The sequence below is a fragment of the Pseudarthrobacter sp. TE3704 genome (genome assembly GCF_056279405.1).
In genome coordinates, this window is the sequence record NZ_JBWCCJ010000004.1 from 503,612 (window position 1) to 525,004 (window position 21,393).

The 21,393-nt window shown below is 62.6% G+C and carries 16 protein-coding genes and 1 pseudogene; 6 read left to right on the forward strand and 11 right to left on the reverse strand.

What is annotated here, in order from left to right; translation table 11 throughout:
• Positions 1–163: 163 nt before the first annotated feature.
• Both ACZ9BC_RS13520 and ACZ9BC_RS13525 read left to right on the forward strand, forming a co-directional pair.
• A pseudogene (locus ACZ9BC_RS13520) lies at positions 164–1,041 on the forward strand (FAD-dependent monooxygenase); the annotation flags it as partial.
• Positions 1,042–1,272: 231 nt separating this feature from the next.
• A complete protein-coding gene (locus ACZ9BC_RS13525; protein ID WP_476246495.1) occupies positions 1,273–1,575 on the forward strand; it encodes an aromatic-ring hydroxylase C-terminal domain-containing protein in 303 nt (100 codons plus the stop codon).
• Between the two features lie 24 nt (positions 1,576–1,599).
• Here the strand turns inward: ACZ9BC_RS13525 and ACZ9BC_RS13530 are convergent, their stop codons facing one another.
• On the reverse strand, positions 1,600–3,630 hold the full coding sequence (locus ACZ9BC_RS13530) for a multicopper oxidase family protein (protein WP_476246350.1): 2,031 nt from the start codon (positions 3,628–3,630) through the stop codon (positions 1,600–1,602).
• Positions 3,631–3,712: 82 nt separating this feature from the next.
• Complete coding sequence (locus ACZ9BC_RS13535) at positions 3,713–4,444, reverse strand: GAF and ANTAR domain-containing protein (protein ID WP_476246351.1); 732 nt, start codon at positions 4,442–4,444, stop codon at positions 3,713–3,715.
• A 180-nt stretch (positions 4,445–4,624) separates the two neighbouring features.
• On the opposite strand from ACZ9BC_RS13535, the gene ACZ9BC_RS13540 reads away from it, so the two are divergent.
• Positions 4,625–5,005: a DUF1304 family protein gene (locus ACZ9BC_RS13540; RefSeq protein WP_476246352.1), complete on the forward strand. Its 381-nt coding sequence runs from the start codon at positions 4,625–4,627 to the stop codon at positions 5,003–5,005.
• Between the two features lie 303 nt (positions 5,006–5,308).
• Here the strand turns inward: ACZ9BC_RS13540 and ACZ9BC_RS13545 are convergent, their stop codons facing one another.
• Both ACZ9BC_RS13545 and ACZ9BC_RS13550 read right to left on the reverse strand, forming a co-directional pair.
• Entirely contained in the window at positions 5,309–6,523 is a 1,215-nt protein-coding gene (locus ACZ9BC_RS13545; RefSeq protein WP_476246353.1) for an acyltransferase family protein, read from the reverse strand.
• A gap of 305 nt (positions 6,524–6,828) precedes the next feature.
• The gene (locus ACZ9BC_RS13550; protein WP_176156809.1) at positions 6,829–6,969 is read right to left on the reverse strand and encodes a hypothetical protein; all 141 of its coding nucleotides are present in this window, start codon (positions 6,967–6,969) and stop codon (positions 6,829–6,831) included.
• Between the two features lie 179 nt (positions 6,970–7,148).
• Here ACZ9BC_RS13550 and ACZ9BC_RS13555 point away from each other — a divergent pair, with 179 nt between their 5' ends.
• The 3 genes from ACZ9BC_RS13555 (at position 7,149) to ACZ9BC_RS13565 (ending at position 10,321) form a co-directional block, all read left to right on the forward strand.
• Positions 7,149–7,772 (forward strand): Ig domain-containing protein, encoded by a 624-nt coding sequence (locus ACZ9BC_RS13555; protein ID WP_476246354.1) that lies wholly within the window; start codon positions 7,149–7,151, stop codon positions 7,770–7,772.
• A gap of 155 nt (positions 7,773–7,927) precedes the next feature.
• Complete coding sequence (locus ACZ9BC_RS13560; RefSeq protein ID WP_476246355.1) at positions 7,928–8,653, forward strand: hemerythrin domain-containing protein; 726 nt, start codon at positions 7,928–7,930, stop codon at positions 8,651–8,653.
• 9 nt (positions 8,654–8,662) lie between these two features.
• On the forward strand, positions 8,663–10,321 hold the full coding sequence (locus ACZ9BC_RS13565) for a serine hydrolase domain-containing protein (RefSeq protein WP_476246356.1): 1,659 nt from the start codon (positions 8,663–8,665) through the stop codon (positions 10,319–10,321).
• 99 nt (positions 10,322–10,420) lie between these two features.
• Here ACZ9BC_RS13565 and ACZ9BC_RS13570 read toward each other — a convergent pair whose 3' ends face one another.
• The 7 genes from ACZ9BC_RS13570 to ACZ9BC_RS13600 form a co-directional block, all read right to left on the reverse strand.
• Positions 10,421–11,071: a DapH/DapD/GlmU-related protein gene (locus ACZ9BC_RS13570; RefSeq protein WP_476246357.1), complete on the reverse strand. Its 651-nt coding sequence runs from the start codon at positions 11,069–11,071 to the stop codon at positions 10,421–10,423.
• A complete protein-coding gene (locus ACZ9BC_RS13575) occupies positions 11,064–11,639 on the reverse strand; it encodes a GtrA family protein (protein WP_476246358.1) in 576 nt (191 codons plus the stop codon). The genes ACZ9BC_RS13570 and ACZ9BC_RS13575 overlap by 8 nt, the downstream gene beginning before the upstream one ends.
• Positions 11,636–13,297, reverse strand: coding sequence for an ArnT family glycosyltransferase (locus tag ACZ9BC_RS13580; RefSeq protein ID WP_476246359.1), 1,662 nt, complete (start codon positions 13,295–13,297; stop codon positions 11,636–11,638). The genes ACZ9BC_RS13575 and ACZ9BC_RS13580 overlap by 4 nt, the downstream gene beginning before the upstream one ends.
• On the reverse strand, positions 13,294–14,574 hold the full coding sequence (locus tag ACZ9BC_RS13585; protein WP_476246360.1) for a glycosyltransferase: 1,281 nt from the start codon (positions 14,572–14,574) through the stop codon (positions 13,294–13,296). The genes ACZ9BC_RS13580 and ACZ9BC_RS13585 overlap by 4 nt, the downstream gene beginning before the upstream one ends.
• A 796-nt stretch (positions 14,575–15,370) precedes the next feature.
• Positions 15,371–16,903, reverse strand: a complete 1,533-nt coding sequence (locus ACZ9BC_RS13590) for a galactose oxidase-like domain-containing protein (protein WP_476246361.1) — start codon at positions 16,901–16,903, stop codon at positions 15,371–15,373.
• Between the two features lie 1,975 nt (positions 16,904–18,878).
• Positions 18,879–19,997 carry a serine hydrolase domain-containing protein gene (locus ACZ9BC_RS13595; protein ID WP_476246362.1) on the reverse strand — a complete coding sequence of 373 codons (1,119 nt, stop codon included), beginning with the start codon at positions 19,995–19,997 and terminating at the stop codon, positions 18,879–18,881.
• A 362-nt stretch (positions 19,998–20,359) separates the two neighbouring features.
• Positions 20,360–21,178, reverse strand: coding sequence for an SGNH/GDSL hydrolase family protein (locus ACZ9BC_RS13600; RefSeq protein WP_476246496.1), 819 nt, complete (start codon positions 21,176–21,178; stop codon positions 20,360–20,362).
• Positions 21,179–21,393 lie beyond the last annotated feature (215 nt).

The window sequence follows — 21,393 nt, forward strand, 5'->3', positions numbered from 1 at the left end:
GTTCTGGGCCGCACCCCGTAATCCCCCTATTTTCAGGATAAAGCGGAGGACGGGCCTTGCGGCAAGGTCCATGTGGCGTCCTAGACTCCTGGGGCGGGTCCGGACAGGAAGGGGGGCGCGCATGCCCGACGTGACCATCGTTGGAGGCGGGCCGACCGGCCTGATGCTGGCGGGAGAGCTGGCATTGGCGGGGGTGGACACTGCCGTCCTGGAACGGCGGGCAACGCCGGACCTGGTGGGCACCCGTGCCCGCGGGTTCCATTCGCGGACAATCGAGATTTTCGACCAGCGCGGCCTCGCCGGCCGTTTCCTTGCCGAGGGACAGAAGGTTCCGGTGCTGCGCTTCGCCGACACTCCACTTGAAATAGCGGGCTTCCCTTCCCGCCACCCATACACGTTGGGGCTGTCGCAGAGCCATATCGAGCGGATCCTGCGCATGTGGGTGGAGGAGCTGGGAGTGCCCATCCGGCGCGGAATCGAGGTAACCGGCTTCACCCAGGACGAAGCCGGCGTCGACATTCACATCCCGGGCGCCACCCGCTCAGGACGGCATACCTGGTGGGGGCCGACGGTGGGCGCAGTGTCATACGCAAGGCGGCCGGCATCGAGTTCATCGGGCCGGAGGCGACCCGGAGCCACCTCATCGCCGAAGCCGCGGTGACCGGCGAGCCGCCCACGGGCATGCGGCAGGACGACGTCGGGATCCACGGGATCAACACGACGGAGGACGGGCGGACGGTAGGAATTGTCGTCACGGAAGCACACCTGGGCCCCACCGCCGAGCCCACGCTGGCGGACCTCAGCAAAGCGCTGACGGCGGTGTACGGGACGGACTTCGGGGTTCATAGTCCGTTGTGGATTTCAAGGTTCACCGATGCCACCCGGCAGGCCGCCGAGTACCGGTGCGGGCGGGTGCTGCTCGCCGGGGACGCCGCCCACGTGCATCCGCCGACCGGCGGGCAGGGAATCGGCCTCGACGTACAGGACGCGGTGAACCTCGGCTGGAAGCTCGCCCAGGTGGTCCGGGGCATCTCCCCCGATACCCTCCTGGACAGCTATCATGCCGAGCGGCACCCCGCCACGGCACGCGTCCTGAAGAACGTGATGGTCCAGGCCCTCCTCCAGCGGGGCGACGACCGGACCGTGGCGATGCGTGACACTTTCTCGGAGCTGTTGAGCTTCGAAGGACCACGCAAGCAGCTCGCCGGGCTTCTGTGCGGGCTTGATGTCACATACAACCTCGGCGATGGCCATCCCCTGCTCGGGCGCCGCATGCCGGACTTCGACCTCACCACGCCCGATGGCCCCCGACGAGTCTTCGAACTGCTCCACCACGCCGCACCGGTGCTACTCAACTTCGGTGCGCCGGACAGCCTCGACATCTCCCCCTGGACCCGCCGGGTTCGGCACGTCGCTGCCACCTACTCCGGACCCTGGGAACTGCCCGTCGTCGGAAGCGTAACGCCGCCTGCCGCCGTCGTAATCCGGCCCGACGGACACGTGGCCTGGGTGGGCGACGGCACCCCGGCCGGGCTCCCCGAAGCGCTCACGGCATGGTTCGGCCCCCGGCGGTAAGACCGCCGAGGGCTTTCGAACCTGTTACCGGGTATCCACCCGGCGGGTGGCCGTTCCGCCGCGGCTCGATACAGCCCTGACGGATGTGACCTGCTGGCGCGGGCCGGGCTTAGCTGACATGGACCAGCTGCCCAGGGAATTGATGGGTACGCTTCCCAGCAGGGTTTCGGCACGGCCGGGCGTGACGTCATAGACCTTCACCGAGGCTGAACCGGTGGGGACGGCCCCGTCGATCCTGGAGGTTCCCGCAACGTCCATGTCCTTGTTAAGCCGGTGCCGCGCGGTGGTGATGGTGAGGACGTCGGTGGTTGCCGTCGGGGTTGCTGTCGCCGTCGGCTCCGCCGGGGCGGTGGTGGCCGGATCCGTTGGCTCGGCGGTCGCGGTTGCGCTGGCGGTTGGTTCCGGCGTTTCCGTTGTCGGCTCGTCCGTGGGTTCCTCCACCGGTTCCTCCACCGGTGCAGTCTGGTTGATCGGATGCGGCTTCGAGGCATCGATGGGGTGGTTGGGGTCGGGATCGTTCGTGTCGATGCCCACGCTGAACTGGGCCATCATGTCGTGGTCCTCATGCGGGAGGTTGTGGCAGTGGATCATGTACCTGCCGCGGTGGTGCTCAAACTTCATGAGCAGCCGGACCGTCTCGCCCTCGCCGACGTACACAACGTCCTTGGGCCCGCGTTCATAGGCGAAGGGGGGCCGCCCGTTGCGGCTGAGGATCTGGAAGTCCACCAGGTGGATGTGGACGGGATGGAACCATCCGCCGGAGCTGTTTTCGATGGTCCAGATTTCCACATCGTCCAGGTCCGGATCGGCCAGGACCTTCTTGTAGCCGCTTTCCACCACCTCGTCCCACGTCATGCCGCCGATGGTCCATATGTCGTTGTCCCGCTTCACGCGCATGTGACGGCTTTTCACGGACTGGGAAGGTGTCAGGCTCATGGGCCCGCTCGGGGTGAGCAGGGTCGGCATGACCTTTGCGGCCGGACCGGAGGTGTCCACCGGTTCGTCGGTTACATCAAAGGCCATGACCTTGCCCGTGAAGTCGTAGTCCACGTTGTTGTCATTGGACAGGTTGCGCAGTTCCACGCGCTTTCCGGCCGGGTACTTGGAAAAGTCGATGAGGACCTCGTAGCGCTCCCCGCCGCTATGCCGCCACGACGACACCTGCTGGGCAGTGGGCATCAGGCCGCCGTCGGTGGCCACCATCGTCACCGGATCCCCCGTGCTCAAGGAGAAACGGTAGGAACGTGCAATCGAGGCATTGAGGATGCGGAAGCGGTAGATCCGCCGCTGGACCTTCATCACCGGCCACGGTGCCCCGTTGACCAGGACGACGTCGCCCCAGAGGCCGGAGTGGGTGTTGTCGTCATAGGCCAGTTGTCCGTCGGCCGCGAACATGGCGTCGGATACAGTCAGCGGCACGTCGAACTTGCCTTGGGGAAGCAGGCTTCGTTCCACGTCGTCATGCATGTGGTACTGGCCTGCGAGCCCGGAGTAGACACTCTGCGCCGTGTTGTGGACCGCATGGTCGTGGTACCAGAGGGTGCGTGCCGGCTGGAAGTTCGGGTACTCGTAGTCCTTGCAGAAGCCAAGCCCGGTCAGGTCGTTGGCGTACCCGTCGAACTGCGGCAGCGACGCCGACCCGTGCAGGTGGGTGGACGTATCCAGCCGGTAGCCCCACTGCGGATGGAACAGCGGCAAAATGTTGTCCATCATCAGGGTGATGCGTTCGCCCTGGTTCACCTTGATGGTGGGGCCCGGGAACGTCCCGTTGTAGCCAAGGATGGGTGTGCTCAAGCCTGGAACAATATTGGCCGCACCGAGCTTCTGCTCAATCCGGTAATGATGCCGCTTGTGGCCGTCCGGGTCCAGCGTGGTGCGCGTCGGCGCAAGCACCGAGGGCACCTCGAGGGCCCGCTGGAAGGGCCTGGGCATGTTGCTGGGCGCCAGCCGGCTAGCCGACTTCGCATCCACCGACGTCAACGGCACCGCCAGACCAAAGGCGCCGATGATTCCAACTCCACCTATTTGCAATGCCTGCCGGCGTGTAATTGACATGGCTAAAGACTGGAATAACCACCCTGAGAAAACATTGGGGAAATCTGGTCCTCTGTGTTCTCAAGCAACCGCGATATCCCGGCTAATTGCCAAAATGCGCCGCCGGGATGCCACCCGGCAGGGCCTCCAGGATGTCTTCGGCCACCTGGCGGACCTTGACGTTCCTGTGGCTGGATGCCTTGGCAAGCATGGCGAAGGCATCCGTGTACGAGCACCTGTTCTGGCCCATGATGATCCCGCAGGCGATGCTGATGGACGTCCGGCTTTCCAGCGCGGCGTGCAGGTTCTCTGCCCTGGACACTGCCGCCTGGACGCGAAAGGCCAGTTTCAGGCTCCTCGAGGCGATGTCAGTGATTTGAGTGGCCCGCCGTATGGTTTGGGGGCTGAAAAAATACCGCTGAGTGGCGAAAAAGGTCAGGACACACAGCGCGCCCCCGTCCAGTTTGATCGGTATGGAATAGACGCCGTGACAGCCCTCGGCTTTCAGGAGTTCCCGATAGACCGGCCACCGCACATCCGTGGCGGCGTCACTGAGGATTATGGGTATCCCGCCCTGCATTGCCTCGGTAATAGGCCCTGCTCCGCTGCGGGTTTCCAGCTGTGCACACCGGTCCGCTACTTTATTGCTCGCCGTGGCCAGCGGTGGCTGCTTGCCTTGTAAAAGGGAGGCGGCGCAGCCGACGCCTGCCCTGGTGGAAGAACTCATGGCTGCCGCCGCTATTTTTGTCATTCGATGCAGCGATGCCACCGTGGAATTACTGTCGCCTCCGAGGTCAAAAAGCACCTCGAACTCATCTCCCCAAAGATCAGTCATTCCGTAAACCTACCCGGGAATGCGCAACTTCCTTAATATATGCATTTCACAGACCTAATTCTCCTCACATTCGCTGCAAAGCCACCCCTTAGGACGGCCGGAAATCCTCTTGATGGCCCTTGCCTCTGCGGCGTACTCTGCACGAAAAGCCTGCGGCCCATGGAATGAGGAAGTACGCGGATGAACCTGCTGAGCCAGATCTTCGCCGGCGGCACAGCCCTGGCGCTGATCGCCGTCGGGCTGCTGGAGATCGTCTTTCATGGTGACCGCCGCTTCTACCGGATCTTCCTGATCAAACCTGAGAACGTTCCGGCCGTGCGCATGTGGGCGATGAACGTTGGCGCCTACAACATCACCTTTGGCCTGGGCATCGCCGCGGGCCTGTGGATGGTGAACACCGGGAACGCCGCCGGCGGGACAGCGATAGTGCTCTTCTGCTGCGCGAGCCACATCTTCCTGGGATTCTGGCTGTGGGTCACCGAAAAACGCCTGCTGACCAGCGCCATCGGACAGGCCCTGTTTCCCGGCCTGGCAGTGGTCTTCTACGTTTTCTTACGGTAGAAGGCAGCGTACGACGGCGGCACGCGGCCGACGCGTCGATTTCCACAAGGAAGGCAACCGGCAAAGGGAAAGCCCCTCCTAGGAGGGGCTTTCAACGTAGTGGTCATGTGTCTTCTGGTAACGGTCAGCGGTGATGCAATTCCCCTTCCCGGACGCCCCTCAGCGTCCCTCCGGACTATGACAAGAACTGACTTTAATAAGCCACGTCCGGTTCGTAAAGTGCTTCGGCAAAGGAAATTCGCTGGAGATTATTCGCGCAGGTGGAGGACGCTGCAGAGAACAGGCAGCGGGCAAGCAGGCACATTACGTCGCCCGCCCAGCAGGGTCCAGTTCACGCTCCGGCACCTCCGCAGGGGCAGAACGGACGACGGCGGGCTCCAGCCTTTCGTTTGCCCAGCGGCGGAGCGGCTGCTCCACCAGGCGGAAGGACGCGCAGGCCAGCAGCAAGGTCAGCGCCGCCGCGAGCGCGATACGGAGAGGCAGCTCCGGGACCAAGGGCATCAGCAGCAGGTAGACGGGGATGTGCCAGAGGTACATGGCGTAGGAGAGGTCCCGGCCGGGGCCCGCAAGCCAAGGGTGGCTGAGGAACCGTGCCATGAAGCCGGCCGGCTGCAGGACCAGCGATCCGATCAGTACTGCCGCCAGCAGGGAAAGCACCGTGGGACCGGCCGTCCAGAAAACACCGAACCACAGGCCGGGCGTGTCCGGTTCCTTCAACAGGAACAACGCAGCCACCAGGATGGCGGCCGCGAGCGGGGCACCCCACCGGGCAGCCGCCTGCAGGGAGCCGTGGAGTGTTGAGCCCCGGCGGACGCAGGTGAACAGCAGGGCCAGCGCGCAGCCGATCAGCAGCTCATCAGCGCGGGTGTCCGGCCCGTTGTAGAGGCGGCCCAGCGGCGCACCGAGGGCAACCAGTACGAACCGTTCCAGCAGGAAGGCACCGGCCAGCCCGGCTGTTATCCACGTGACAGCGCGTAAGTTCCAGAACCGGAGCATCAGCAGGAGCAGCGGCGGCCACACCAGGTAGAACTGCTCCTCCACGGCGAGGGTCCAGGTGGGGCCGAGGGTTTCGCCGGTGATGGAGTTGCCGAACACGCCGAAGTGGGCCAGGTTCATGACGTACCCGGCGGCCGGCAGGACGAAGCCTTCCTGGCCGCCCCACCCCGACGCGGGAAAGAGCAGGCCCACCGCGAGGATCACACCGCACAGCGCCAGCAGCGCGGGCCACAGCCTGGCCAGCCGCTTGGCGTAGAAAACACCGAGGCGCAGCCGCCCGGTGGCGAGGCGTTCCTTCAGGATCAGCAGGGTGATCACAAACCCGCTCAGCGTGAAGAAGACGTCCACGCCGATGAACCCGCCGGGGATGAGCTCCGTTGCCGTGTGGAAGAAAAAGACGCCCGCCACGGCGATGCTGCGGAGCCCGTCCAGGGCATGCTGGCGCCCGGCTACGAGCCCCGTTTCGGGAGCTGCCGCGCGTTCGTTGACTGATGAAATTCCGCTGCTTGACCTAAAAACCACCAAGCAAGCATATATAACGTTCCGGTAACTGCGCTGGGTGAAGGCTGGGCGGAACCTCCACGGCGAGGCGCACGACGTCGGCGCGCGGCCGTCGTCGTACGCCTTCTCCCAGGACGCTACGCTGCGCCCGGAGCTTCTGTGACGGCCGCGGGACCACTGCGGGAGGGGTCAAAAGTGCCGGAGCCACCCAGCGCCCCCTGTCCCGCTAATGACCCGCTGCACGCGTCACAACGTCCCACAAACTGATGCGGGCAATCGAAATCCTGCCCTTCCGGGGCCGGCAATACGACGTGCATCAGCTTGGACTATCGCATCAGGGCGTAAGCGGTCACCAGTGCGGCAATCATCAGGACGACGACGCCCAAAACAGCGAGCGGCTGGCCGTTTCCCTTGGCAGGACCTGGCCCTCTTCGGCGCCCGTGCCTGCGCTCAATTACATTTGCCATGCGCCGAGTCTATGCAGCCCCAGGCGCCCGCACCCGCGCATCGCGTACCTGTCTTTGAAAGGCCAACTACTTGAAAACAGGAGCCCGAAGCATGGTCTATTGTGCGTGTTGACGGCCCGCTTGACCGGTCGGATTCTTGAAGCAGCGGGGAGACACCCCGCGCACGTCAAGGAGTCCCCATGAGAAAGTTGATGCTTTTCCTTCTTGTCTTCCCGCTCCTGGTGTTTGTCGCACCGCCTGCCCAAGCCGCGACCTGCACCATCGACCCCCAGACTGAGCCGATTACCGGCCAGGTTGGGACCGAACTTACGTACTTCATCACCGTTACGGGCTGTTCATCGTCGAACAAGATTCCCGCGTTCAAGGTCGTCGACGGAGACCTTCCCCCAGGCACGAAGCTTTTTGACTTCGCCGGCAGCTCCGGGCTGATCAACGGCGTCCCCACAACGGCCGGCACCTTCACGTTTATGGTCCAAGTCAAGGACGAAACCCGGGCCACTGACACGGAGACCTTCACCATCGAGATCCTCCCGCCCGAGGCACCCGTCATCACCACGGTGGCACTCTCCGGCGGCACGGTGGGCGAGTTCTACTGCTGCGGCAACCTGTTCGCCAGCGGCGGCGTCCAGCCGTACACCTGGTCGGTGGTCGCGGGAGAACTTCCTCCAGGACTGGAACTGCCAAAACGGGAGAACACCATCTCCGGAACGCCCACCACGGCCGGCACCTTCACCTTCACCGTCCGGGTCACCGACGATCTGGGCGCGTCTACGGACAAGGAGTTCACCATCACCATCACCTGAGTCTCAGTGGTGAGCGTCCGGCGGCGGCACCGCTGCCGCCGTCGGACGCTCACCACGGCACGAAGCATGGGCCATTGTGAAGCACATGGGCAGGCGTTACGATGCTGGCGGGGAGAGGTCCTGGTCTGCATGACGTCCATGAGAGGGCCCATCACATGACCGACTTCTTCACCATGCAGCCCGGCGAGACCGCTGCTCCCCTGCCGCCAGGGCCCGTGCTGTGCACCGGGTCCGCGTCCATGCGGCGCATCCACCGCTTCTTCCTGTGGGCCTACGACGAAGCGCCCGGCCTGGTGCGCTCCGTCAAGGCCGGCGACACCGGCCGCGCCGCGTACGTGGGGGAAGTGCTCGGCAACTTCGACAAGGTCCTCCACGTGCATCACGAAGGCGAGGACCTGCTGATGTACCCGCAGCTGGAGCAGCGGGCCCCGGCCTGCGCGCTGCACGTGGGGCAGATGCTGGAGCAGCACCGGCAGGTCACCCAACGGCTGGAGCACATCGAGCCCAACCGCCTGCGCTGGATCGAGACCGCCGACCTCGAGGCCGGCTCGGAACTCGCCGCACGCTACGAGGATCTGTCTGCTGTCCTGAAGGTTCATCTGCGGCGCGAGGTCACGGAGGTGATGCCCGTGGCGGACAGGGTGATGACCGAGGAGGAGAACAAGAACATCGGACAGCACGGGATTAAACAGTTCGACAAGAAATTCATGGTCGCCTACCTGGGAATGGTGCTGGCCACGAACCCGCCCGCGGACCGAAGGGAACTGTTCAACGAAATCCCCTTGCCGGTCCGCCTTGCCTACAAACTCGTGGGGCGCGGCATGTACCGGAGACAATACGCCACGCTTTTTCCGGGACGCCCCATTCCCGAGACGCTCTAACCAGCCCCGGTGGCCGGGCGTGCGGAAACGCGGACGACGGCGGCACGCGCCGTCGTCGTTCGGGTGGCCTTGGCCGTTGTCATCGCCTTCGGGGTGATCGCTGCTGCCCTGGCAGGCACCCCGCAGAAGCACAATTCCGTTGCGCAAATAGGTGCGGACCGGTTCCAGGCCGCGGACCAGTATCTGCAGGAACAGATGGAGCAGCTGGGCCTGCCGGGGGTTCAGCTGGCCGTGGTGGAGGGCGAGCAGCTGGTCCACCTTTCCGCTTTTGGCGTGGCGGACGCCTCCGGCCGCGCCATGACCCCGCAGACGCCGGTGCTGCTCGCCTCAACGAGCAAAGCGCTGACCGCCGTCGCCGTGATGCAGCAGGTGGACGCCGGCCTGCTGGACCTGGACACGCCGGTGAAGCACTACCTTCCGTGGTTCCGTACCGCGGACGAGACAAAGTCTGCACAAATTACTGTGGCCCACCTGCTCAACCACACGGCGGGCTTTTCGGAACGGGACGGCCGCGCCTACCAGGCCGCGGATGACCGCAGCCCCCAGGCCCTGGAGCAGGGTGTCAGGGAGCTGTCGGACGCGGTCCTCGTTGATGACCCGGGCAAAACCTTCACCTACTCGAACCTCAACTACGACATCCTGGGCCTGCTGGTGCAGTCGGTTACGGGTGAAAGTTTCGCCCAGTACATGAAGCTCTATGTTTTTACGCCCCTGCAAATGGCTGACAGCCATGCGTCTGCAGATTATGCAGAGGCCAACCGGGCAGCCCAGGGTTACTACCAGTGGTTCAGCTCCGTTTGGCGTCCGGCTGACATGCCGGTCCCCTCGATGGGCGCGCCCTCGTCCACCATGTACTCCTCGGCGGAGGATCTGAGCCGCCTGCTCATCGCCGAACTGTCCGGTGGCAGGTACGCCGGCAGGGCCGTCGTCTCCCCCGATTCCGCCGCGGCGCTCCTGAAACCGACGGTCACGGTGGACGGCTTCAGCTCGTACGCGATGGCATGGTTCGCCCGGCCGCTGTGGGAGAGCCTGGACCCTGCGGCACCCAAGGAGCAGTGGTACGGGCTGCCCCTTGTGCTGGAGCACACCGGTTCGTGGTCCAACACGCAGTCGTTCCTGGCCTTGGTTCCCGGCGAGCGCCTGGGCGTTGTGTTGCTGGTGAACGGTGCCAGCCAGTCCACCGCTTCCCTGGCCCGCGCCATGGACAGCAACGTCCTGCGGATCCTCCACGGCAAGGCTCCCCTGCCGGCGGAAATCCGGGAGGAGCCGCTTCAGCAGTACGGCTGGACGGTGGCACTGCTGGCGCTCCTCGCGGAACTCGTGTCGCTGGGTGTCGTGGGCCGTGTGCTGTACCACTGGGCACGGAGCGGCCGGCCGGTTCCGGGACGCCGGATCGCTGCCGCCGTGGTTCTGCCCCTGCTGCTGGACGCAGCCATTCTGTGGCTGGGACTGGTCTACATCCCAAGCCATTTCGACGCCGACCTGCCGGTCATCGTGCGCACGGTCCCGGACGCCGGGCTGTTTATTGTGCCCGCCCTGGTGTTGGCGGCGGCGTGGGCTATCGTCCGGACTGCCTTGGCCGCATGGCTGTGGTTGCGTTCGCGGGCAGTAGCGCCAGGACTGTCCCACACAGGACCATTGCCACACCCAAGGACGGACCTTCCATAGCGCCTGCCCGGTCGGGGATAGGCCAGCATCGCCCGTCGAAAACCGGTACTACGTCAGCGCGGCCGAGGGATGACGCTGCACCCGCACCGGGCCGGTTCCTCAGAAGCCTATGCCGCGTCCAGCCCGGAAGCAGCGCGCCGGTACACCCTCCCACGTTTCGTAGTTCGGCACGTCCTGGAGTACCGCAGCGCCCATGCCCACGGTTGCTTGGTCCCCCACAGATAAACCGTCGCCCACACCCGCGTTTTTGCCGATGGTGGCCGCACGGCCGAGGCGCGCGCGGTCCCCCAGCAAAGCCCCAGTGGACAAGGTGGCAAAATCCGCTGCCTGCGCATCACAGCCGAGATTGACCCCCGGCATCACCACTACATGACTGCCCAGCTTAACCTCCGGTCCGATGGTGGCATTGCGAAGCAGGATACTTCCCGGACCAACTTGCCAGCAGTCAGGTCTCCGGACGTCTGAGTCCACCACTGTGGCGTACCGGCCGTCGTCTACGCCCAGTTGCCTAAGCGCGTTCACCAGGGCTTCTCTCTCCTGGCCCGCTGGGAGGCCCACTAGGAGGAACGCCCGTTCAAAACGGATGACGTCATCGATGGCACCCAGTACAGGGGCACCGTCAACAAGAACGCCGAGTAACTCCGGGTCGTCGTCGAGGATTCCCACGATGTCGTACTGGCCACTGGCACGTACAGTCACCAACACTTCCCGGGTTAGCCCGCTCGCGGCCAACAGCAATAGTTCACTCAACCCTTGTCTCTCCCTGGCTGACGGACGAAGCCGGTAATCTGTGGCTGGGTGCGGGATCCAACTCTTTCCCCGGGTCTCGCCGGGTCAGGGACACACCACGCCGTTTCAGAGACACCCGCCACAGTGCGGGCGCTTGCACCTGTTTTGCTGACACGGGAAGGCTTTGTCGTGCATAGACGAACTTGACGTGAAATGCGTAGCGGATGAAGAAGGCCGCACAAAGGGTTCCCGCTTGGGCGATCAGGCTGGGCAGGTGGAAATACTCCACCAAGATCCACAGGAGCGGTACTCTGGCCACGGCTTCGAGCGTGTTGAAGGTGAACGAGTGGAAGAACCGGTGTGCCAATGGCCGTCGGTGGTCGGACAGGTCCGCGAACGCCAATTTCTCCTGCAGGATGAAGTTGGTGATTATCGTGATTTCGCCCGCAACTATGGCAGCACTCATGTAATTGGTACCGAAGCCAATCAGGGCCATCATGATGAGGATGTTGAGCACCGCCCCAGATGCCCCAATAAGCGCAAAGCGGGAGATTCTGGTGCTGATGAGGAACCCGGCCAGCCTAATCATCGCCCCTCCCCTGCCAATGATGTTTCTCCTTTGAGTACTTCCCGCACCTTCCAGTTACCGAAGGTTGCAACAACGCGGGAGTTCTCCAATGCTCGGCCGGCGTTCTTGAGTTCGAGGTTCCTTATGTTGCGTTCCGTAGGCGGGCCTTCAATAATCCAGTCGATACTCCGCCAGCCGTTTGGGTGGTGAATAGCAAAGTCGGAGTCCAAATCCATCTTTTCCAAGGCGATCACTTTCCAGGGGTCGTGCCGCCCGTCGGCGTTAATGTCTTGCCACATAGAGTAGGGAACCAAGGCGACTTCATCCTCGGGCAGGTTGTCCTTTGACCATTGCAGGGCCTTGTTCCAATCGGCATTCTCGTTGCTTATCAGCAAGGTGTGGTTCATCGAGATCCATGGCGGCACCACCACCACGGACAGACCGACAATCACGGCCGTTCCGGTGGCAGCCAAGGCCATCGGCTGCCAGTTAGACCTTGCTGGCGTCGATGCGGATACATTCTTGCTGCGGCGGAAGGAGCTGAACGGGAAAAGGTTTGAGATCCTGCGCACAGTGAGATCCGCAGCAACGGCAATGGCCAGCACCAGGAACGGAATGGCCGCGATGACATACATAGCTGGTAGGTAGCCACGTCCAATCACAATAGGAGCCGAAAACAGCAGCAGACCGACAGGAATCCACCTTGCCTCGCGGCGCAGCAGGCAGACCAACGCCGCCGCCACGCCGATGAGAATCACGAGCTTGTCGTAGTACATCCAGCCCATGACGAGTTCATACCTGCCGGAGGCTGGGTCAAGGAGGTTGCCCGATCCAGGCCGGGACACGAATTGGTAAGCTACGGCGTCCTGCAGAGAAACATGGCCCGGACCTGCCACAAGTTCTCCTTGCAAGATCGCCAGCAGCGGGAAGAAGCCGAGGACCAGACCGCCTACGGAGAGGAACCCGATGAGCGAAAAGAAACGCGTCTCCCAATACGGGCGGTGCAGAAGGGCCAAAAGCAGGGCCGGCCCGAAGATAGCCAGTGTTTCCTTGGACAGCACGGCAACGGCGAAGCACACGCCTGCACCAACATGGTGCCAAAGCTTCAGCTGGGGCGACAGCATGAGGTAGAACGCCAGCAGCAGCCACGGCACCCCCACATTGTCGATAAACACCTGCCTACTCAAAACCAGGGACAGGGGTGACAGGCAGTAAAGCAGAGCTCCCAGTACCGCGAAAGGCAGGGCGAGCCGCAGCCGCCGCCCGATAAGGAACACGAGCACCGTGCTGGCGATAAAAAACAGAGCCACCACGTAACGCATTTGGCCTACGTATGCTTCATCTCCCTGACCGAGCAAGGCGGGTACCCAGGACAGGACGCCGAGCTGCACCCACCCTAGCGGCGGATGATCGTACCAATAGGTATAAGGCGCCAAGCTCCCCGTAAGAGAGGACATCGCCTGGGCAGTATAAGTGCCTTCGTCGTCCTGGTACCCGGGGGCGTCGAGGATGTTCCAGAAGCCGAGGACCGCCGCCACCAGGGCCACCAGGAAGCCAGCCGTCTGGTCCGGACGGAGGCGTAAATAGAGGTCTTTTGCCGCGCCGCGGAAGTCACGGGTGCCGACGAAAAAAATGGGTGCCGCCCAGAGCTTGCGGGTGGGTGCAAGGAGCGCATTCATGATTGGGTCGCCAGGTAGTCGAGGTGGGAACCTGCGTGCATGGTCTTTTCCCACCTAAAGTCACTTTGCCGGAATTTGACGAGGGCGCGAAGCGCAGCGAACGCAAGCAGGACCTGGTAAAACGGGGTTCCCAAGACAAGTCGGATGTAGTCGTAGAGGCGGATCTTGTACCCGTGGTCACGGCCGAATTCGCGCAGCATACAGATGTCAAACGCGACGGCTGCGACGGCCGGAATCATTGGGACGAAGGTCAGTAGCGCGATTGGGATGGGAAATTTTCCAAAGAGCGCGGTGAGTATGGACAGCGGGATGCAAAGTCCGGCAAACGCCATGAAGTGCTGCTGCATGAGCGTCCACCACGCAACGCACCGCTGCCTCAGCGTGGGCAGTGCCTGCCAGTCACGCTTCGAAAAGACCTGCATAAACCCGAGGGACCACCGAGTCCGTTGCTTGACGAGGGCTCTGATCGAATCCGGAGTTTCTTCCTTGGTGACCAAGTGGGGCGCGTAGGCAATAACAATCTTGCGGTTTAAGACCGACAGACGCACGCCAAGGTCGCAGTCCTCCGCGAGGCAGTTGCTGTCCCATCCGTTGATGGAGCTAAGGACTTCGCGCCGGACAAAGACCGTATTACCGCCCAGCGGGATGAAGCCCTGTTTCGCGTACGCATGCAGTCGGGAGCGGAACCACATGAAGTATTCCAGGCAGTTCCGTAGTGAATACCAAGTGTCACGGTAGTTGACCAGTTGCACCGCTCCCTGAACGACGTCGGCGTTCCTGGCCACGAAGCAGGTATCCACGTGCAAGAGCAAATCAGGGGCTGCGATGGACTCCGCGTCGAAGACCCCCACAATCTCCTTCCGACACATCGCCAGCGCCGTATTAAGCTGTCTAGGTTTGTTCTTCACCACCCCCTCATCCACACTGACCCGCACCATGTCTGGACGCTCCAAGGCAAGCTTTCGTGCCACCGCGATTGTTTCCGGATCATCGTGGCCCACGGAAATGACTACTTCAACATCGGGATGCTCCTGGTTGCACAAATGGTCCAAGGTGCTGCGCATCACCATTTCGCTTTCATGACGGCACGGCATGATGAGGGAAAAGGACACTCCGGGTGTGGGTAGCAGTTCTGTGTAGGACGTGGCAGCTTGAGTCTTGGGGTCCCACCAGGCATGGGTGGAGACGTAAAGCGTGGACAGAGCGATGACAAACAGCACGACCGATATGCCTGTGATGAAGACGCCGAGGACAAGGGTGAGGACAGTAATTAGCATGTGTGAACCTGTTCAGTAGCAGTGGCTATTGCCTTGTCGGGACAGTTTCTGGGTGAGCTGAAGTAGGGCCGGTGGACACGGCCCTGCTTCGATGGGAGGTTTTAGGACTTCCGGTTTACGGGTTAGCGGTCGCCAGCGCCGCAGGCTTTTCCGTCGCCATTTGTGTCCAGGTTCTGGGGGTCGCTCCCCGTTTGGCGCACTGCTAGACCATCGCGGAAGTATTTGCGGAGTTCACCGCAGGACCAGCGATGCTCCATGGCATTCGGGTTCCCGGCTGCTCCCATGTCATGAATGTGCTGGGCACGGCTGGGAGGAATGGTTGGCAGACATTGACCGTTGTCGCCGTATTCCTTAAGGCAGCCGCCGTAGTTCTTGGCTGCGTCTCGGAACACCTGCGAAGGTAAGACGCTCTCTCGCAGCTGGGGTGGGGGTCCCTGTGGCGAGGGCCTCGATCCTATCGGATGTTCCCGGCCGGCAGCCGCTTCGAGGGAGGTCTGCTCCCTGTTTGCCGGATCAGCGGCGTCTGCAGGCCCGGGTTGAGCCCTGCCATCGGCCGCGGCAGGAGGCAGGTTGGGCATAGACGGCTTGGTCTGCGCAGCTGTGGGTAACGGATTCTGCACGCTGGCCAAGGCAGCCAGCGAATGGCTATCATGACTGGCTTGGACAGGAGCGCCTGAGACCGGACCAACCGCTGAGTGGTAGGACAACGCGAGCAAAGCTGTCAGGCCTAACGTAATCACGCTGTTGCGCGCCCATCGGGCTGCGTAGTTGCGCCAGCCGTGGTTCCGAGTTTCAGTCATGATATCCACACCCATTTCGCAATGCTTGGAAGGTTGTTGGTGTCAAGGACGGTCAGCATGTAAGGGCCTGGCGGCACGAGGTTGGGGTTGGCGGGGACGGTCGCACTGACGGTGTCCCCACTGGTGGTCATAGGCAGGTCCACCAGGCGGGCATTGGTGTCGGTTTGGTGTGTGGCCGACATTGGGGACATCAACTGGGCGGCTCTAATGGTGCCTGTGGTCTGCAGGGTGATCTGCTGTCCACGCGATGCGGTAGTGGGTGCTGCGGTGATGGTGGGCCGTGTCCCGTTGAACATGTACTTGGGTGAGTAAACGGAGATCCGCGTGTCATACGAGTTGTCCAGCGGGTTCGACCCCAGGACGGCAACCCTGCCGTCCGGAAGTAGGATCGCCGAAGAATGATAATTTCGGCCCACGGGGTCGGCTCCGATACTTAACCACGCGTTGGTGGTGGGCTGGTATATGGCCGCTGTCATCACGTCGTCGGAGCGGTTATGTTGAGCACCGTTGGCGGCGAGCACCGTCCTGTCGGGGAGGTTTAGGAGGTTGACGTAGGTCTTTCCTGGGCCGGGGAGGGCAGGGCCGGGCACATACACCGGGTTGGGCTGCTTCAGGTCGATGATGTCCACCAGGTTGATTGCAGCAACGTTCGTATCGGTGTTTCCACCGCCAACAATCATGACCCGTTGGTCTTGTGCCGGACCCAGCAGGACGGAACCGGCTTGGTCCCGCATATCCTTTTGGCGGAGCCCGGATACGTCCCAGATTTGTGCTGTTCGCCAGTTGTAGATGGAGGCTCCGGTCCCTGGTAGTCCATTGCCGAAAGTGTGGCCGCCGGAGTAGAACATCCGGCCGTCGTCCAGCAGGTACATGTGCGGGTAGGTGCCCCAGAAACTCCATGTCTGCGGGACGTTGCCCGATGCGAGCCAGCTCATCGTTGAGGCTTGGAACATTTCAGTCAGAACTGTTCCTTCGGCCTTTTCATCGAGGCCACCTGCCGCCCATACGTCACCATTGCCAAGTTTGGTCATGGTCGGGTACCAATGGCCGCCCGCCATGTCGTTGAGGGGGTGGAACGAGTTGTCGCCGGGATCGAAATAGTAGCTCTTCTTTGATCCTTTGAAGGTTGTAGGGCCTTCGCCCGAAGCGGGGAACGCTGCCGTCCCGCCTCCAATTAGGATCTTGCCGTCAGGCAACGTTACGTGGCCCGCGCAGAACATGTCGTACGGGACGGGTACGTCGGTGAAAGCACCTGTGGTGGGGTTCCAGACCGATGCTTTGAACGTGCCGGCGTCGAATGCAGCCCCTTCATTTCCGGATCCAGCGATTAAGAGAACCCTCCCGTCACTCAGCAGTGTGGAGTGGATGGACCGCAGCGGCAATGGAGCCTCGGACACCTGCCAGGACCCCGCCGTCGCGGGGCTCGTACCGGGCGGTGGCGGCGGTGCCACCACCTCTTTCAGCGAGTAGTTGGTGGTTTTTAGGGTTCCGTTGGCGGATATGGACATCCCGAATGAGATGGCGTCCACTCCTGCCGGAATAACGGGGGTTGTGGCCGCGGCAAGAGCCCAAGTAGAGGATGCGGCCGGCTGGACGAGGTCTGTCCAGTAACCCCACCCGGCCGCTGTGTGAGTGAATACGGTAATGGAGTTACGGGAAGACGTAGAGGTGTAGTCAATGGACAAGTTGTATTTGCTGCCGGCTTTCACCGCCGGCGCACAGGTGGGCGCCTCGGATGGGAGCAGCTTTGTGTCACCGCTGACGTAGTCGCTGACAGTAATGGACCAGGAGCGCGAATCTGCAGGAGCCGTAGCGGGGATGTCAGACGAGATGGCCTGGGAAACGCTGCGCGTCCCCCACCCCGTGGTTGTGAAACAGGTTGGGAGCGGATTGCCGGAGGCCAGCGTGCCGTTAGCGACGAGTTCGCTACCAGGGGGTGGTGGCGGTGGCGTATTGGTGGTGGTAGCGAACAGTGAGTAGTCGTCGGTGGTGAGTGTTCCGTTAGCGCTGATGGAAAGGCCGAAGGCAATTTGATCGGTGCCAGCTGGGATCGGAGGGGAAGTAACCTTTGCCTCAGTCCATCCTGCGGATGCGGCGGATTGACCCAAGTCACCCCAGTAAGTCCAGCCACTGGCTGTGTGTCTGAAGGTGGTGATGGATACCTGAACCGTGGACTGGTACCAGATGCCGAGGTTGTAAATCTGTCCGGCGGTAACTTTGGGAGCGCATGCCACCGATTCTTGCTGGATGGCTTTCCTGTCTCCGGCGCTGTAGCCAGTGATACTTACGCTCAACGCCCGGCCCCCGGTTCGGCCGGGTAAGAAGCTCCATGCTCCTGGAGTTCCCCAACCAGAAGCTTGGAAGCAATCAGGAAATGTTGCGCCGACTTCCAGGGAAGGATTATTGACGAGGTTAGGGCCGACGCTGTCGGCTGCTGAGGCAGAAACGGTGGTGGTGGCGAGTGTCGCGAGGGTTAGGCCAGTCACCACGACATAGGCTGTCAACCGCCGCAGCTTTGAGCGGGGGCGTTTGCTGCTTCTGCGCCGCCAGTTGCTCGGCATGTTGCTGGCGTAGCGGTGGCTTAGAAGGGAGAACGGTTGCACCTTGGGACCTGTCCTTCGTTGATTTTCCCCGGATGCTAAGTAGTGGCTTGCAAGAGCTGCAGGACTTAGCACGATTCCCACTACAGCCGGACGGCCCCGTGCCCGACTGCATCAAATGCAGGAATAAGCGGAAATGTTGATCAGGAGGAATGAGTTGATGCTGTCCCGCTCTGCTACAGGACTCCCAACGGCGAACTCTGAGTTGTTGCCGTCAGGTACTCGATGCAGAAAACTCTAAGAAGCAGTTCCGGCTAAAACCCGAGTATGCGGTACTCGAAGAGCAGATTAGGGGTTACTTAGTCAGAAGAAGGTTTGTCCCGCTTTGGATGCCTGAACCTGCGGTTCACAAAAGCGTCAGCATCGTCTATGGTCAGTGTCAGGATCGGCTGGCCGTTGCAGTAACTCCCGCCGCTCCTTATAGCCACCGCACGGCTGGACGGCCACCTCGCGGCGTTCTTGATGAACTCAGGAAAGAAACAGCGTTCCACCCGGGACGCCCTATCGCCGAGACTCCGTAAGCAGACGCGGTGGGCTTTCGGCAACTGGTCCCGACGGGCTGCGTCCGGCTGAGGAACTGACGGCAGCCTCATGTATCTCTATGATTTCGGGGCTCAACGTTTCAAGACACCAATATGATTTGCAGGTGAATGTCAGCGCTGCGATTTGAATTTGAGGCTGCCATGATCCAGGCCCTGCTGTGCTAGCTGAACATTCGGCACGAATGGCATCGAACATGCCGAAGATGGGACCGTGTATAAACGCTGCCGTCGATGCGGCAAGGATGACGATCAGCGCGGCGAAGGGACAAGGGGTGATTTCAGCTCCTGGGTACGGCCAACTGGAGGGTGAAGCCCGGCCGTGCCTCAAGTACTCGGATGCCCCGGCGAATTGTGGGTTCCAGCTAGCACATGCTCTTGGCTGTCTGCAGGATAGCGTCCTCCATCTCGGGGACGAGCGGAGGCGCGTCCGTAACGTTGAGTTCCCGGGGCGGAAGCACCGTGGCCACCGTTACCTGCTGTTGGCCGTCTAAAGAGGAAACGGATTCGACACTGTATGGGCCTCCGCCTCCGTATACGAAGACGTGGCGTGTCCCGAGGCAGACATCATCGCTTGGATTGATGCCACCCAAGGGAAACGGCTCGGCCTCAATCATGCTCTTCCACGTTTCCTCGCTGATGAGCCGCCCCGTGGTGAGCGCCGCCAGGAATCTGCTGACGTCTTTAACCGTTGAGATGACCCCGGAATCAGCGGACCCGGCCACCGCGTCAATACGCGTGAAGTCGCGCCTGTTCCCGTTCTCCCGCACGTACCCATGCAGCATGGGCTCGGGCGGCTGCCCTGCCGCAGCAATGTGGGTGTTGCCCATTCCTGCCGGCTCAAACACATCCTCGGCGAGAACCTCTGCGAGTCCGCGGTTGTGTTTGCGTTCCAGCAGCCAGCCCAGCACTTCCCAGTCCGTTGCTGACCACGCGAAGTAGGACACCGGTCCCGGCGGCAGGTTCACCCCCGCTGCGATTCGAAGCCGTTCCTCGAAGGTCAACGGGCGCGTCTGGAGCTCGTCCAGGCTCCTGGACTCAATCAGGGGTGGAAAGTAGTCGGGCAGGCCGGAGGTACTGCCCAACAGGTCCCGCACCGTGACCCGGTCCCACGCCGGGAAGATGGCCGTGAACTCGGGCAGATGAGCGGCGACGGGATCCTCCAGGCGCACGGTGCCGGCCTCCACCAGCTTCATCACGGACACGGCCACCATCGGCGTCCCCGCCCCGATGATCCACATTCTGTCCGTGGGGACCGCCTTCGTGTTGGACTCCAGGTCTTTCACCCCAGTGGCTCGTAGCTCTTCCTGGTCTCCATTGCGCACATGGAAGACCACAGCCGGCGCCCCATGTGTAGACGCGTCGGCGACAAAAGCTTCCAGCGCAGCGCCAAGCTTCACAGCAGGGGTGGGGGCCGATTCGTCAGGGGTGCCGAACGTGCAGCCGGAAAGCACAAGAGCCGAGGCCAGTGCTACAGCGTGCATGTTCAATCCGGCACCGGACCAATCGGATTTCCTGGCCGGTCTCCAGCCTCCAGATGCCCGGACCACCTGGCGCTGTGGCGGTCGTACCTGCCGCATCTGGTGCAACGACGGCGGACCCCGCCGTCGGGCGTCCTTTCTGCCAGCCAGTGGTGCCCGATATTAAGCCTGCACAGCAGGGCCCGGATCATGACCACTCCTCTCCAGAATGTGTCGTCCAGCCCACTTCTAATTATCTTCCTGAACCCTCTGATTGAATCCTTCAGGAACAGTAGCAAAGGAGCTCACTCGGAGCGACGCGTTTAGACGTGGTGATAGGTACGACGGCGGTGCGCACCGCCGTCGTACCTGTCGCCAGCGTGGGGCTATCGGACCAAACCGGCCCAGGACTCCAGGAACCTATCGGCAAGATAGGCGTGGCCGGCGGAGTTCGGGTGGGCGCCGTCAGCGTCGAAGCCCGGGCTGTTGCCAGCTGTGAACCAGCCCGCTTCGATGGCGTCAACAAATGGTGCGCCTGCAGCTGCGGCACCGGCGCGGACGGCGCTGTTCACACCGCGCAGTTCCTCCGCGAGGGGCTGTGGCGCGGACGGCCCAAGCACCAACACCTGGACGCCCGGCCAGAACCTTCGGGCGGCCTCGATGGTCTGTGCCGTGGCAGCAGTCACTTCTTCAGTGCTGGGGACCTGGGAATCGTTCTGTCCGCCCTGAAGAATAAGGACGTTGGGCACGAACGCGGGGTTGGCGGCAATTTCGCGCAAACGGATTTCGTACTCGCCGGCCAGCTGGTCCTGCTCGCCGCCGCCCCAGGCGAACCCGGTTCCGCCCACGCCATCAATGTTGGTGGGGTATCCGAGCTGCCCGGCAACGAGGTACGCCCACCCCTGGTCCGGCTGGTCGGCACCAACACCGGCCGTGTACGAGTCGCCCACAACAAGGAGGACGGGCTCAGCCGGCAGCTCAATCCCCGGTTGCGGCGCGCTTGCAGTAGCCGTGGGTGTAGGAGCCGGAGCCACAGAGGCAGTAGCCGTAGGCGCTGCCACCGAAGCCCTTGCCGTCACGGGGACGGCCTCATCCACGGCGCGTGGGCCCATCAGGGCGATAGCTGCCACCCCGAACGCGGCCACGGCCAGCACGAAAAGTGCGGCGTACTTGATCCACTCCTGCATGCGCCCGCCGTTTCCCATCACCCGCAAATCATACCGGCGGAAACGAACCCGTCTGGGGAGCCGCCGGTTTAGAGCCCCGACCCCGGGGTAAGCAACGTGCGAAGAGCCCTGCGGACAGAGACCCGAAGCGGAGCTCTTCTCCTGCCTAGGACCAGCAACTGCTTAAAGGGTTAACCAACCGTGACCTTCCGGTCGTTCCTTCGCCGCGCAACAGCCATTACTGTCGACTCCAC

Excerpts from the sequence above, each read along its gene's own strand:
- ACZ9BC_RS13600 (WP_476246496.1), bottom strand. The coding sequence starts at position 21,178 with ATGGGAAACGGCGGGCGCATGCAGGAGTGGATCAAGTACGCCGCACTT.
- ACZ9BC_RS13535 (WP_476246351.1), bottom strand. The coding sequence starts at position 4,444 with ATGACTGATCTTTGGGGAGATGAGTTCGAGGTGCTTTTTGACCTCGGA.
- ACZ9BC_RS13550 (WP_176156809.1), bottom strand. The coding sequence starts at position 6,969 with ATGGCAAATGTAATTGAGCGCAGGCACGGGCGCCGAAGAGGGCCAGGT.
- ACZ9BC_RS13585 (WP_476246360.1), bottom strand. The coding sequence starts at position 14,574 with ATGCTAATTACTGTCCTCACCCTTGTCCTCGGCGTCTTCATCACAGGC.
- ACZ9BC_RS13595 (WP_476246362.1), bottom strand. The coding sequence starts at position 19,997 with ATGCACGCTGTAGCACTGGCCTCGGCTCTTGTGCTTTCCGGCTGCACG.
- ACZ9BC_RS13580 (WP_476246359.1), bottom strand. The coding sequence starts at position 13,297 with ATGAATGCGCTCCTTGCACCCACCCGCAAGCTCTGGGCGGCACCCATT.
- ACZ9BC_RS13575 (WP_476246358.1), bottom strand. The coding sequence starts at position 11,639 with ATGATTAGGCTGGCCGGGTTCCTCATCAGCACCAGAATCTCCCGCTTT.
- ACZ9BC_RS13555 (WP_476246354.1), top strand. The coding sequence starts at position 7,149 with ATGAGAAAGTTGATGCTTTTCCTTCTTGTCTTCCCGCTCCTGGTGTTT.
- ACZ9BC_RS13540 (WP_476246352.1), top strand. The coding sequence starts at position 4,625 with ATGAACCTGCTGAGCCAGATCTTCGCCGGCGGCACAGCCCTGGCGCTG.
- ACZ9BC_RS13560 (WP_476246355.1), top strand. The coding sequence starts at position 7,928 with ATGACCGACTTCTTCACCATGCAGCCCGGCGAGACCGCTGCTCCCCTG.
- ACZ9BC_RS13530 (WP_476246350.1), bottom strand. The coding sequence starts at position 3,630 with ATGTCAATTACACGCCGGCAGGCATTGCAAATAGGTGGAGTTGGAATC.
- ACZ9BC_RS13525 (WP_476246495.1), top strand. The coding sequence starts at position 1,273 with ATGCCGGACTTCGACCTCACCACGCCCGATGGCCCCCGACGAGTCTTC.